This window comes from Enterobacter sp. D2 (genome assembly GCF_034427575.1).
Classification (GTDB): domain Bacteria; phylum Pseudomonadota; class Gammaproteobacteria; order Enterobacterales; family Enterobacteriaceae; genus Enterobacter; species Enterobacter cloacae_M.
Genome location: NZ_JAXQPP010000010.1, coordinates 20324 through 33857 on the forward strand (window position 1 = coordinate 20324; position 13534 = coordinate 33857).

Annotated in this window: 10 protein-coding genes and 2 pseudogenes; 4 read left to right on the forward strand and 8 right to left on the reverse strand. The window is 47.2% G+C overall.

Going from position 1 to position 13534, the window contains the following annotated elements; genetic code table 11:
* The first annotated feature begins 234 nt into the window (after positions 1–234).
* Positions 235–1749 carry an MFS transporter gene (locus tag SPG90_RS21680; protein ID WP_322408366.1) on the forward strand — a complete coding sequence of 505 codons (1515 nt, stop codon included), beginning with the start codon at positions 235–237 and terminating at the stop codon, positions 1747–1749.
* A gap of 558 nt (positions 1750–2307) precedes the next feature.
* On the opposite strand, the gene SPG90_RS21685 is transcribed toward SPG90_RS21680, so the two are convergent.
* From SPG90_RS21685 to SPG90_RS21705, 5 genes and pseudogenes are all read right to left on the reverse strand, one after another.
* Positions 2308–2484 carry a hypothetical protein gene (locus tag SPG90_RS21685; RefSeq protein WP_322408367.1) on the reverse strand — a complete coding sequence of 59 codons (177 nt, stop codon included), beginning with the start codon at positions 2482–2484 and terminating at the stop codon, positions 2308–2310.
* Between the two features lie 245 nt (positions 2485–2729).
* Positions 2730–3152, reverse strand: a complete 423-nt coding sequence (locus tag SPG90_RS21690) for a membrane-associated Zn-dependent protease 1 (RefSeq protein ID WP_322408368.1) — start codon at positions 3150–3152, stop codon at positions 2730–2732.
* A 292-nt stretch (positions 3153–3444) separates the two neighbouring features.
* Positions 3445–3942 (reverse strand): hypothetical protein, encoded by a 498-nt coding sequence (locus tag SPG90_RS21695; protein ID WP_322408369.1) that lies wholly within the window; start codon positions 3940–3942, stop codon positions 3445–3447.
* Positions 3909–4691, reverse strand: coding sequence for a winged helix-turn-helix domain-containing protein (locus tag SPG90_RS21700; RefSeq protein WP_322408370.1), 783 nt, complete (start codon positions 4689–4691; stop codon positions 3909–3911). The genes SPG90_RS21695 and SPG90_RS21700 overlap by 34 nt, the downstream gene beginning before the upstream one ends.
* A gap of 281 nt (positions 4692–4972) precedes the next feature.
* A pseudogene (locus SPG90_RS21705) lies at positions 4973–5836 on the reverse strand (RepB family plasmid replication initiator protein); the annotation flags it as partial.
* A 965-nt stretch (positions 5837–6801) separates the two neighbouring features.
* On the opposite strand from SPG90_RS21705, the pseudogene SPG90_RS21710 reads away from it, so the two are divergent.
* A pseudogene (locus SPG90_RS21710) lies at positions 6802–7007 on the forward strand (site-specific integrase); the annotation flags it as partial.
* Positions 7008–7250: 243 nt separating this feature from the next.
* Here the strand turns inward: SPG90_RS21710 and SPG90_RS21715 are convergent.
* Positions 7251–8261 carry a RepB family plasmid replication initiator protein gene (locus SPG90_RS21715; RefSeq protein ID WP_045325859.1) on the reverse strand — a complete coding sequence of 337 codons (1011 nt, stop codon included), beginning with the start codon at positions 8259–8261 and terminating at the stop codon, positions 7251–7253.
* A 739-nt stretch (positions 8262–9000) separates the two neighbouring features.
* On the opposite strand from SPG90_RS21715, the gene sopA reads away from it, so the two are divergent.
* Both sopA and SPG90_RS21725 read left to right on the forward strand, forming a co-directional pair.
* Positions 9001–10167, forward strand: coding sequence for a plasmid-partitioning protein SopA (sopA, locus tag SPG90_RS21720; RefSeq protein ID WP_045325857.1), 1167 nt, complete (start codon positions 9001–9003; stop codon positions 10165–10167).
* Positions 10167–11132 (forward strand): ParB/RepB/Spo0J family plasmid partition protein, encoded by a 966-nt coding sequence (locus SPG90_RS21725; RefSeq protein WP_322408371.1) that lies wholly within the window; start codon positions 10167–10169, stop codon positions 11130–11132. The genes sopA and SPG90_RS21725 overlap by 1 nt, the downstream gene beginning before the upstream one ends.
* Before the next feature lie 645 nt (positions 11133–11777).
* Here SPG90_RS21725 and SPG90_RS21730 read toward each other — a convergent pair.
* Both SPG90_RS21730 and umuD read right to left on the reverse strand, forming a co-directional pair.
* Positions 11778–13049, reverse strand: a complete 1272-nt coding sequence (locus SPG90_RS21730; protein WP_322408372.1) for a Y-family DNA polymerase — start codon at positions 13047–13049, stop codon at positions 11778–11780.
* On the reverse strand, positions 13049–13480 hold the full coding sequence (umuD, locus tag SPG90_RS21735) for a translesion error-prone DNA polymerase V autoproteolytic subunit (protein WP_322408373.1): 432 nt from the start codon (positions 13478–13480) through the stop codon (positions 13049–13051). Before umuD ends, SPG90_RS21730 begins: the two co-directional genes overlap by 1 nt.
* Between the last annotated feature and the right edge of the window lie 54 nt (positions 13481–13534).

Here is a 13534-nt window from a genome sequence, read left to right on the forward strand (position 1 = left end):
TATTTTATTAATCCTAAGCATGTCAGAAAAAAACACAACATAATGATATATAATTTATTATAAAGCAAACAAAATCAATGACATAAAAACACCAGCAGAAACTATAAATTATCGCACACTGCAAGCCAATAACATTCACAATAAAGGCACAAGACAAAACTTTACTCCCATTAAAAAGAAAAAAAAATAAAACGCGTTATAATGATCGAGGTTAACTAATGAGCTTTTATTTATATGTTGAATCAAAACAAATCAGATCAAAAAAGAAAGTGGTACATTTTAACTGTTATTATACTGATGTATCTTCCTGTTTCTCTTGATGCCACAATACTCCATGTAGCCGCACCGGTATTGTCAGTAGACCTGAAAGCATCTGCAGATGAAGTTCTGTGGATAATTGATATTTATTCCCTTGTGATGGCCAGCTTCCTTCTTCCTATGGGCGTGGTCGGGGATAAAATCGGGGCAAAAAAACTTGCTGTCACGGGAATTATTTTCTTCGGAGTGGCATCATTTCTTGCCATGCTGTCAGCCACTGCGATGATGTTAATTATCGCAAGGGGCATGCTTGCCATAGGAGCGGCAATGATTCTCCCGGCAACCTTGTCTGCACTGAGAATTGCCTTCTCTTCAAATAAAGAGCGCGCGGTTGCTCTGGGAATATGGTCAGCTGTAGGAACCGGTGGTGCCGCGCTGGGGCCAGTCGCCGGCGGGCTATTACTGGAAAAATTCAGCTGGGGCTCTGTGTTCTTTATCAATATTCCCGTCTGTATCCTGGTGCTCGTGATGGCCTTAAGGATCCCGGACCTTAAAGCCGCGGACGCAGAGCGCAAAATTCCGGTACAGGATCCGCTTCTGCTTATTGCGTCGATACTGTTAATCATCCTGTCGGTTAAAACAGGCGCACGTGAAGGTATTTCACTGCCATTAATGGTACTTTCTGCTACCGGCATATCGCTGATGGCGGTCTTCATCCACCGCCAGAGGACATCTGAGAACCCAATGCTACAGCTGTCCTTTTTCCGGAACAGAACTATCGTGGCGGGGATTATTCTTGCTCTTGCCTCAATGGTTTCGCTGGTAGGATTTGAATTCTACGTTTCGCAGCAGCTGCAGCTGGCCTATGGAAAAACGCCTCTCCAGGCTGGACTGTTCCTGATGCCCCTTATCCTGGCTAGCTGCCTTTCAGGCCCCTTCATTGGCTGGACTCTCGATCGTACAGGAATCAGATTAATTGCCGTCGGCGGCGTGGCCATGAGCGCAGCCAGTTTCGCAGGGATGGCATTTACCCGCTTTGATACACAAATCTGGAATGCATGGCTTCTTATGATCGTACTTGGTTTCTGTATTGAAGCAGCATTACTGGCATCGACAACGGCAATCATGAATTCCGTCCCCGGGAATAAGGCCGGAGAGGCTGGCGCAATAGAAGGAATGGCTTATGAGCTTGGCGCAGGTATTGGCGTGGTATTCTTTGGCCTGCTGATGGCATCAACATTCAGGAATAACCTGTCAGCCATGCAGCAAGACTATGACAATGTGAATATTACCGCGATAGGCAGCTCCCTGTCTGAAGCATTTTCATATGCAGCAAACCTTCCGGAAAATCAGAGTACGATTGTCAGGGATGCATCAGTAACCGCATTCCTTAACTCCCATTCAACGGTCATGCTTGCATCTTCGCTCTGCCTGACCTTACTGGCAGTATGCATATACGTTCTTCTTAAGGATCGTTCATTGCGTCGCTGATCTCAGCTTCCCTCCCCTCCCGGCAAACCTGATAGCAGGGAGGTTTATCGCAGCAGAAATCGGTATACCTTCAATCACACCGCTTCATCGACGGAAGTTATGCACACTTTCACGGGAAAAAAACCGCGTTTTTTGTGGATAATTATTATAACCGTTTATTTCGGCGTAGATTTCACTACTCGAGCAAAAAATGCACAAAAAAAAGAATATTTTATATTTAGCGTTTTTTCTTATTCCTGCAGATATATGCTCTTTCGCGTTCACATATTACATTCGCAGCAACACATCATCAGCCAGCGGTCAGCTCTGATACTTCATCACATGCTCGCACTTCACCACCGGTAATGTTTGCCGTGAAGCCCGAAAAACATTGAGTCAGGGCAGCGTGGTTATATGGACAGGATCAGGGCGTGTGGTCAGAAAGCTACCGGAACCGGTGCATATCATTGACTGAGCAGGCGCAGGTTACGGATTCTATACAGGCTATTAAGGAATAATTAAACGCTGCAGAGACATTACACTGAGAAATGAAAACGCCCTTCATCAGGGCGTCATGGCTTATTCTGCGGACTTGGGCTTTTCACAGCCCTGCATACCGAGCAGACTGATTATGAGGCAGCCGAGTTGATGACCAGTCTCTCCGCTTTGCCAGGAGCCCGATCCCGGCTTCTTGGCGATCGCCGGGCTTACTGCTAAAACGGACATAACGGAAAAAATAAGGGCATACTTCTTCATGAACACTTCTCCATTTTATCAATTTCCGCTTATGAAACTATCATATGACGTTTAGTTTTATTTCAGGCTTTCTGAGGTAATACAATGAACGCGTAAATAAATGTCAAAAAAAAACCTCCCTGAATGGAAGGCCGCCTAAGGTTCTTTGTCGTCGTTCCCGTCAAAGGAAAAGCGGCAAAGGAGAATGTATTATTATTGTTTTAACAGTTATACCTGACTATGGTATTCTCTGTGTGTCTGAAAATTCAGCCCCGTTTCTCAACGCAGCTTTTACGCGAGTCATCTTCCCTTTTCATAATAATATCCCGGGTCTCATCCTTAGCTGTGACAGGAAAACCCATGTCATCATACGCGCCGAAGCTGATAAGACGATAACCATGAAGTTTTGTGTTAACAAAAGGCAGACGAAATTCCTTTTTTTCTCCGGGTAGTATCTGGCCGAAAGAAGCCGTACGTGGTTCGCCGGTTTTACACAGTTCATCTACGGGAACAATCACAACGACACCGCCTGCAGCGGGGGTGTCACCTTTGTTTTCTACCGTTCCGCCAACAAAGAACTCGTTTTCAGCACCCGCCCCCATGTGGAAAAGCAGGCGTACATCGGCCTTAGCCATCGCTCCCGCAGCGGACAACGAGAAGGCAATAACTATATAACGAATGATATTCATCTATCGCACACACCTTTTTGCATACGGAAAGACACCCGCATTTCATAATGAAACACAGGTTGCTGCAACTGAAAAAATCCCCCCACAAACGCTCTCTCCGCATACGTGGGGGTAACTGTCGTGCACAACAGGAAAGTGCACATTTGAATGCATAAAAATGAATAACAGACTATCTTCAGTTCAGACTATTTCAACACATCCATACTAACCAGCTCTCACGGTAATTTAACAGTTAATTTAATGTAAATTATAATAATTTACGCAGAGGTGAAGTATCCAAATGAATTGTTGATCAGGCACCTGCGTTACACATGAAAAAAGGATAGGAAAAACCTTCAAACAAATACAGGCCACCGTCCGGAGAACTGGCTTTTATATAAAGCTCCTCGCCCGGCTTGTCCGGCAGGAAGTAAGTATGAAAAAAATTGCTGTCGACGCCATCATAGGAACTCACTTTTTCCTTGAAAATCTGTATGCCGTACAATCCAACCTTGCCATTTTTCTTGAATGTAAAACTGTAGGTTCTGTCGATATCCTCTTTTTTTCCTTTGCTGTTCAGCACCCCCGTGATGTGCAAAAACCCCTGGTTTCTGGCGCCCAGTGCAAGGACGTAGAGCGCATCGAGCGTATGCTGCTCACCCTCTTCGAAAACATCATACCGGACGTCAGCTTCGCATTTCTGGATCAAAACATCCTGACGAGGGTTTTTATAAAGCATGAATCCAACGGCTGCAGCCAGTATGACGGCAAGAGATATCATTCCAGAGAGTAAGATTTTATATTTTCGCATTTCAGATAACCTGACTTATCATTTTTAAAGCATACGGAGACAAACAAATGCCTGGCGCGATCTTTATTCAGTGATGAAAAATCGTAATAAACATTTGCAGGTTTACTCGTACAGCTTGACCGGACTGACGGAAACTGGCTGAGCACCTTCTCAAAAGGTATACCGTCAGACGAAAGATTAAAGGCATCACATTTTTCAAATCTGACCATATGCTGGATCTTTTTTTTCTGGGTACTGATCCCCCTGTCCTGAAAGCTCAGAAACACCAGGGCGACCAGCAGCGTCACCACAGTCATCCCCGCAGAGGCAATATACAAACCAAAACGCGTATGCGACGAAAAGCGCCCTGAAGCGGGCTGAATAACATCCTTTCTTTCGGTCTCGTGAACCTCATTATTACCGGCTATGTCAGTCTGTTCTTCACACAGCACGACAGAACCATTCAGCTGAAAACCAATTTTAGGTACAGTGCGAAGGTCTATCTCAGTATCACTGAGGCTGGTAAAGTATTTTCTGAGCACACTGATATTGTTATTCAGACTGGCATCAGAAGGAGCGTAACCGTTATCCTCCCAGACTTTTTTTAACAATAAGGCTCGTGGAAGAACCCTGTTAGGATGCTTTATGATTTCTTCCAGCAACCGCGATGCCGTTGTTGTCAGGGGAACGATAACATCCGGACTGGAAGCAGAAGATATTTGTTTCCTGTCACTGTCAAATAATATTGCATTTTCAATGATATATTTCATTTTTGGTACCAGACGCAGTGAAAAAACGTGTTGATGGAAGCTCAAACCAGAACTGCGATACCGTTATCAGAACCACTGAAGCATTTTCAGCTCTTCTCCCGCATTATCAGAATGATATACGCAATAATCAGTATAAACCCGTACACTGCTTTTTAACCATAGTGTCCGCATTATCTGCAGACAGCCGTCCTCTTCAGAAACATTTGCTCACTACAGTGGATATCAGCAGAGGCCATCGTTCATCATTCCGCATGTCTTTCCATATGCAGCGCGTCCCTGCACAGCTTTGGGCGCCGGAAGTGAATATGAAAATACACTGTCTTTCCCCGGCGCAGCTCGGTGTACCCGAGATAACCGATCTCCCTGAGCTGCTCCATGGCCTTTCTGACAGTAGCATTCTGCGTAATCGTCCGGGAAGTGAGATTAAGCCTCATACGAAGACGCCCGATGGAAACCGGGGCAGGATCGGGAGGAAGACTTTCAATGAAGGTATACAGCGCCTGTGCCGATTCTTTACGTGACAGGGCATTGATGGCTTTCAGCTGCAATAACACTTTGTGATCAAAGCGGTAAAGCTCAAAAATGCAGGGATCTGCCTGAAGAGTAATCACGTCAAGACGGGGATTGTATTTGGCTGACTGAACCAGATGTGTAACGTAGTACCCTCCGCTGCTGCTTGTAAACGAAATCGTGTTCGTGGCAATACGCCCCAGAGAAGCTTCGATTCGCTTTCTCAGCCGTGCAGAAGAACGTGAGGTACTGATCCCACAAAGTTTGACAAACTCCACGAAAGGCAGCGTCAGTAGCTCACCAAGCGAGTTAAGCCGTGAAAATGCATGGATGATCCCGACCCATACCTTGAAATCATTGTCCATATCCAGCCTGGCACCGGTGATCCTGATGTTTTCATATCCCTCAGAACGAACAAGGCTGAGCTGACGGAGCTCATCGGTAACATCGTTGGTAACCATTGACATCGTTCTCCCGCGGCCCGTTGATTTCAGCGTAGGCACAAAGACTCCAAGACGCATAAGAGCGACAGGCTGAACGGTGTTATCAGAATCCGGAGACAGACTCACGACTCCCCCATGGTCTTTGTGATGCTCTGTAAACGATTCCCTGACCATATTAATATTATTTTCCATAACATCAGCCTCCTTGCAATGAGAAAAATAAACACTAGCAATAAATTCTTATTATCTGGCAACGGATATCAGGGGTGAAAATGAATTTTTCCTGCTGGTTGATGCTGTGAATAACTTTATCGCGAATTTTCAAAAATACAATTTTTTCAGTGTATTAAAGTTTTACTCGGTGTGGATATTTAGCCTCTGCCTGCTCACTACAGTGGATATTAAGTGCTGACTACAGTGGATATTTCACTCACTACAGTGGATGTTTTACTGACTACAGTGGATGATCTGCTCACTACAGTGGTTAAAAAGTCTCGCAATATAATGATTTTAAATGAGAAATTAGCACATGGGATCTTTTAGGATCTTTATTGGATCTTTATTTGATCTAACTACTGGATCTACAGTGTTGATAACTTCTGAAAACAGGCGAAGATTAATCGCAGGCTAAAGATTAATAAAAGTTAAAATATAATTCTTAATCTCTGGTGCTGTTCATCCAAATGGAAAAATTCTGACAAGGGTCTGAGCACTGAGTACGCTGTTATTCAGTGAGCCACATCAACTAGGAATATGGTGTCTAAAAAAATTATTCTTAAATTCAGACAGTAAATACACCATTTGAAAGAAAGTAGCAGGATAAATTCTGAAATGAATTATTACATTAATACAGTATATAAATGATTATTTTTGACTAAGATCCACTCCATGATTAAATACAGATTTATGTCATCGTAAGGTTCTTTAAAGCGACAGGCTGTTTTTAATAATGTTAGCCTTTAGACATGGTAAACAAGCTCATTCGGGGAAAACCAACTTCTGGTATGTATAAATATCAACACAGGCTGAATACAGAATGTTGAATTAAGAGGCATTAAATGCGTTAAAGGAGTACAGATTTACATCGGTGTGCGGCTGTCAGCTGGATGAAGAATTTCAGTTTTACGCTGGCAGAATTATACGAAGATTTTATGGAACTCAGAAGGATAGCCACCTTTACCGGCGACACCCGGCGTACCTCCTCTCCTCCGAAGTGAAAGCCCTGCTCTTCTATATGCCGGATCTACGCCATTACATGCTGTTCTCCACTTTCTGGAACACTGGTGTGCGGATCGGTGAATCCCAGACGCTGACCCCGGAATCCTTTGATCTCGACGGGTTAAGACCCTTTGTGAAAGTACTGGGCTCAGGGCATCCGGCCTGACGCACAATATTGACTGAGTGATGAAGGGACACATATCGCAGTGAAGATGTTCAGCAGACTGCCCGCTCTTCCACACACCGCAGTCAATATCAATACCCCGGTAGGCGTATCCGCATATCGCAGTCAAGGCAGGCAAAACCTAAATGGGATGATGAATCAGTATAAATTGACTGTGGTATGCAGAACGCATACCACAGTCAACAAACCCTAAAACGGCATACCTCAGTCATTTTCCGGTTTCACGCTGCCGAGCGCTTTTGCCAGTTTCTGAGGATCAATACCTGCAGCCTTCAGGGCTTTAATCACTTCGTCATAGTTCTGCTCAGGTACTTCCTCTTCTGGCTCACGGGGAACAACGACTTTGCTACTGATGAGTTTCGGATTACGGTAATGCACGCTGAAGTAGGTGGCCCGGCCGCGTTTGAATTCGGTGTAATCCAGATAGCCGATATCCTTCAACTGCACCATAGCTTTGCGCACCGTGTGGTTCTGCGTGTAGATGTTAGACGTCAGGTTGAGTCTATCTCGCATACGCTTCATGGAGATTGGGGCCGGATTCTGCGGCAGGCTTTCGATGTAGGTATAGAGTGCCTGTGCGGACTCCTTACGCTGCAGGGCATCGATGGCCTTCAGACGCAACAGGACCCGTCTATCCATCTGATAAAGCTCGAATAGCTTGGGCTCTGCCCTGATCTCCACGACATCAGCAGTGATGTCGTAATAGGCAGACTGAACTAGGTGCGTAGTCCACCCTTTCGTTTCACTCTGAAACTTGAGGGTTACGGATGCCAGCTTGAACAGGGAGTTGCTGATCCTGTCGCGCATTTTCTTGTTAGAGCGCCGGGAGTCAAAGCCACACATTTTAACGAACTCAACAAAAGACAGCTTGAGCGTGTCATCCTTGACACCAAAATCATACATTGAACGGATGATCCCAAGCCAGACTTTGAAGTCCGTATCCATATCGAGGCGCGATCCGGTGATCCTGACATCGGTATACCCTTCACTCCGGGCAATAGACAGCTGTACGAGCTCCTCAGTCGCATCCGTGACGTTTTTGCGGTTCGTCTTACTCCTGGAGGTCGATTTCAGTGTAGGAACGAACAGACCAAGCCTCATGAGTGCAACAGGCTGAACAGTACTGGCGCTGTTGACATCCAACTTAACAACTTCGCCCGTTGTCTTGTTGACCTCCTGAAGATTCAGGGGTAACTCATTATTTTCCATAGCCATTTTATTAACCTGCGGTTATCCACAAAGGAAAGTATATACGCATATCACAGTCAACGGAAATACATACCCCAGTTAATACAATTGCATACCGCAATAGGTGAACCTGCACACAACAGTCAACATACCACACACCACAGTTAATGAAGACAGTCTCCGGGCTCAGGCATAGCGGGGCGCTGCACGATCCGGGGATCTCTTTTTGATCTCACTATGATCTCCTTAAGGATCAATTACTGGATCGAAATATGGAATAACTGTCAGCATCCCGTACATATGGACAACTGACATGACACAATATGAATCCTGGTACAACAACCCGATAATACAACACCCTGAAAGTCAATAATCTTGACTGTGATATGCAGAAAAATACATTTCATTATCCTTCTCTATTCCTGTTCTGCTTCATACCGCAGTCAATAATCTGCATACTGTAGTCAATGCCTCACCATTCAGATCCATCCGGTGGATCTTCGTTAGCTTCAGAGCGTCAGCCACACCCTGTTAGTACGCAGTAATTCTGCTTTCTCGACGCATGCGCATGCGTGCGCACGCTTTTTGCGGCGAGCGGATGATATTGACTGAAGCATGCGGCAACCTTCAGGCGGATGCTAAACTGAATGCGGCTACATTTTGATCAGCTTTGCAATTTTTAAGATGGTTTGCAATTTTAATGTTGCTTTGTGCCCTTTTCCAAGATTTAATAGATTAATGCAAAGTTGATAACAAGGAACAGAAAATGGGACTGATGGAAACGCTTGACCAGTGCATTACGGCCGGTCATGAAATGACGAAAGCTATCGCGATTGCACAGTTTAACGATGATAGTCCGGAAGCCAGGAAAATTACCCGTCGCTGGCGTGTGGGTGAGGCCGCCGATCTGATTGGCGTTTCTTCTCAGGCAATCCGTGATGCAGAAAAAGCAGGACGCCTTCCCCATCCTGATATGGAAATGCGTGGACGTGTGGAGCAGCGGGTGGGCTACACCATTGAACAAATTAACCATATGCGAGATGTATTTGGCACCCGTCTGCGCCGTCCTGATGACAGCGTTCCGCCCGTCATTGCAGTGGCAGCACATAAAGGGGGTGTCTATAAGACATCGGTTTCTGTCCACCTGGCACAGGATCTGGCGCTGAAAGGGCTGCGGGTACTGCTTGTCGAAGGGAACGATCCACAGGGCACAGCTTCCATGTACCACGGTTGGGTCCCTGATTTGCATATCCATGCCGAAGACACACTGCTACCATTTTATCTTGGTGAGCGCGATGATGCAGCCTATGCCGTCAAACCCACCTGCTGGCCGGGTCTCGACATCATTCCGTCATGCCTGGCCCTGCATCGCATTGAGACAGAGCTCATGGGAAGGTTTGACAACGGGAAACTGCCGACAGAACCTCATATGATGCTTCGTCTGGCCATCGAAACGGTGGCTCATGATTATGATGTCATTGTTATAGACAGTGCTCCGAATCTCGGTATTGGTACCATCAATGTCGTTTGTGCTGCTGATGTACTCATCGTGCCAACGCCAGCAGAGTTATTTGATTACACCTCTGCCCTTCAGTTTTTTGACATGCTGCGCGATCTGTTAAAAAACGTGGACCTGCAGGGTTTTGAACCTGACGTCAGAATTCTTCTGACCAAGTACAGCAATAACAATGGCTCACAGTCACCTTGGATGGAAGAACAGATCCGCGATGCCTGGGGAAGCATGGTACTGAAAAACGTTGTTCGCGAGACCGACGAAGTCGGTAAAGGTCAGATCCGTATGAGAACGGTGTTTGAGCAAGCTATCGATCAGCGCTCATCTACAGGAGCTTGGCGAAATGCGCTGTCTATCTGGGAGCCTGTCTGTAATGAAATTTTTGATCGTCTGATTAAACCTCGCTGGGAGATCAGATAATGAAACGTGCACCAGTCATTCCAAAACATACCGTAAAAGATATCCGCCCCGAAACTGAACCGTCAGCGGCACCCGCTGCACCGATGGTTGATTCATTAATTGCACGGGTGGGAGCTATGGCCCGCGGGAATACCATTCTGCTTCCGGTTTGTGGCCGGGAAGTGAAATTTGTTCTTGAAGCCATCCCGGGCGATAGTGTTGAAACGGCATCAAGAATCTGGTCAGGTAATGAACGTGACCAGGAACTACTGACCGAAGACGCGCTTGATGATTTGATCCCCTCTTTTCTCCTGAGTGGTCAGCAGACGCCTGCGTTCGGACGACGGGTAGAAGGTGTAATTGAGATTGCAGATGGCAGTCGTCGCCGTAAAGCCGCCATAATGACATCATCGGATTATCGCGTTCTCGTGGGCGATCTCGATGACGATCAGATGATGTCGTTATCTAGGTTGGGTAATGATTACCGCCCAGTCAGTGCTTATGAACGGGGTAAGCGCTATGCACTACGGCTGGAAAATGAATTTAACGGCAATGTCTCCGCCCTGGCAGAAGCCGAGAATATTTCTCGTAAAATTATCACGCGTTGCATAAACACGGCCCTGTTACCAAAATCCGTGGTTGCCCTCTTTACTCATCCCGGTGAACTTTCTGCCCGCTCTGGTGAGGCGCTGTACAAGGCATTCTCAGGAAAAGAAGCTTTACTATTGCAACAGACACAGCAGCTTCATGAGCAAAAGACAGCGGGGGTTATATTTGAACCCGAGGAAGTTATCGGTTTACTAACAGATGTACTTAAAGAGCCATCCCGTAAAAAAGTTAATCTCAGTACCCGTCATCAGTTTGTACCTGGAGCTACAGTTCTTTACAAAGGCGATAGGGTCATTTTTAATCTCGACAAATCACGCTTGCCTGCCGAGTGTATCGAGAAGATAGAAAGCATACTTCGCGACTTACAAAAAGTTTAGCCTGTTTAATGATACAAGCTAGCGTTATCATTAATTTCCAATATCCTTAATGCGTTACATGCTGCTTCGGAATATATACATCCGGAGCAGCTATTCTCTGCACTCTAGCCCAGTGTTGTCAAAAATGTCTGTTTTCTTCTCTCAACCTGATTGTTACCACAATCTAAGATCTAGTTTCTGCTACTTTTTCTTAACTAGTTCCATGGTTCACCCCTCAACCTGCATATCATAACTCAGACGGTAACCCATCCCGGAATACTGATTCCACACACAAGATTAACTGGGACCACGGTCCCACCTCTTACTTGCGTGTCAGAACCCAGCGTCAACCCCGCCCAGAATGTCGATGCCACACATCGGACTTAACTGGGACCATGGTCCCACCTCTTACTTGCTTGTCAGAACTCACCGACAACCCCGCCCAGAATGTCGATGCCACACACCGGATTTAACTGGAACCACGGTCCCACTCTGTTCAGTTGTTTCTATCACAATACCGATTTTGAGACGTTACAGTGATTCCTGCATTAGGTGCGTAAGAAGATTATGTTCGTTTTGTTCCCTGGTGCTTCCTCGCTCACTCGCGGGCTTCGCCCTGTCGTTCGGCTGCGGCGAGCACTACTGGCTCTCTCTGAAAAGCAGAATTTATCTGATCCTCGCAACGGGAATATCTTTCCAGCGGGTGGTGTACGCAGGGGAGAGCATATTGCGTTTCATTTGCCATGCAGGCGCAATCCCTCGTCTGGCAAACCAGACCTGTCCCAGACCGGAATGATTAATGCCATCGAGAACCTTCATCAGCTCAGCGCTGTGAGGACGTGGAGGACGTTCGTCGAACAGCTGCAGCTGCGAAACGCCGGAGCCGGTGAAGTCATTCAGCATCACACCGGCTTTGGCATACCGGTGCCCATCCTTCCAGATACGCTCCAGAGCCGTTGTGGCGGCCGCAATGATGTCCCGGGTGTCCTGAGTGGGGGTAAGCAGTTTCTCCGTGGCCACGTTTCCGTAGTAAGGCTCTTTAACGGCGAACGGAGACGTTTTGATGAATACTGAAATATGCCGGCAGTACTGGTGCTCTTTCCGCAGCTTTTCAGAGGCCCGCTCTGCGTACTGACAGACAGCCTGGCGCAGCGAATCGTATTCAGTGACCTTCTCGCCAAAACTGCGGCTGCAGACAATCTGTTGTTTCGCAGGCGGGGCTTCCTCAAGCGACATGCAGCTTTCCCCGTTCAGTTCGCGCATAGTTCGCTCGAGAACGACGGAGAAATTTTTCCGGATGAAGGCCGGGTTCGTCAGGGCCAGATCTAGCGCGGTCCTGATGCCAAGAACATTGAGCTTGCGTGCAGTACGGTTTCCCACGCCCCAGATCTCTTCGACCGGCTGCAGTGAAAGCAGTTTCCGCGTTCGCTGAGGATTCCCCCGGGTCAGGGTGAGCACGCCACGAAATTGTTTCCACTCCTTTGAGGCCCACTGGGCTGATTTTGCCAGGGTTTTCGTCGGCCCGGCACCCACGCCGATGGTCAGACGGGTACAGTCATACACGTGCTGACGCCGCTGCCGGCCGAAGTCCTCCAGGTCCATGCAGTGCTCAACACCGGTCAGGTCGAGGAACATCTCGTCAATCGAATACTGTTCCACCCTGGGGGCCAGCTCCTCCAGGCAGTTCATAACGCGCGCTGACATCGAGGCATAAAGTTCATAGTTACTTGAGAACGCGTATATTTTTTCCGGGTACCTTTCGTTTTTCATCTGAAACCACGGCGTGCCCATTTTGATCCAGGGCTTTGCCTCGACACTTCTTGCGATGACGCAGCCATCGTTATTACTGAGCACCACAACCGGCTTTCCTTTCAAATCCGGGCGGAAAACACGTTCGCAGCTGGCATAAAAGCTGTTCACATCGGCCAGGGCAAACATCAGAACATCTCCCTCGGGCGGTGGATGATGTGCGTGACGACGCCAAAGATATCCAGATCATCCGGGTCGGGATAAATCGACGACCAGGCGGCGTTCATTGGCTGCAGCGTCAGTCGTGGCGTCAGCAGAAGCCGTTTAACCGTAAACTCCCCCTGCACACTGGCCACAACAATATCGCCGTGCCGGGGCTTCTCTGCACTGTCCACAACCAGCAGATCGCCATTGTAAAGGCTGCCGTCGGACATGCTGTCACCGCTGGCACGGAGATAGTAAGTCGCGCTCGAGTGCCGTATGCAGTAATCATGGAGATCCAGGTCGGACTCGACATAGTCAGCGGCAGGGCTGGGAAAACCGCAGCTGGCCAGGTCTGCAAACAACGGATGGGCCTGTGCCGGTAGTGCTTTCCCGGTGCTGAAAAGCTGCAGTTTCATCTTTCCTCCTGACGTCTAAATATACTGGTTATAAATACAGTATATTTAACAGAG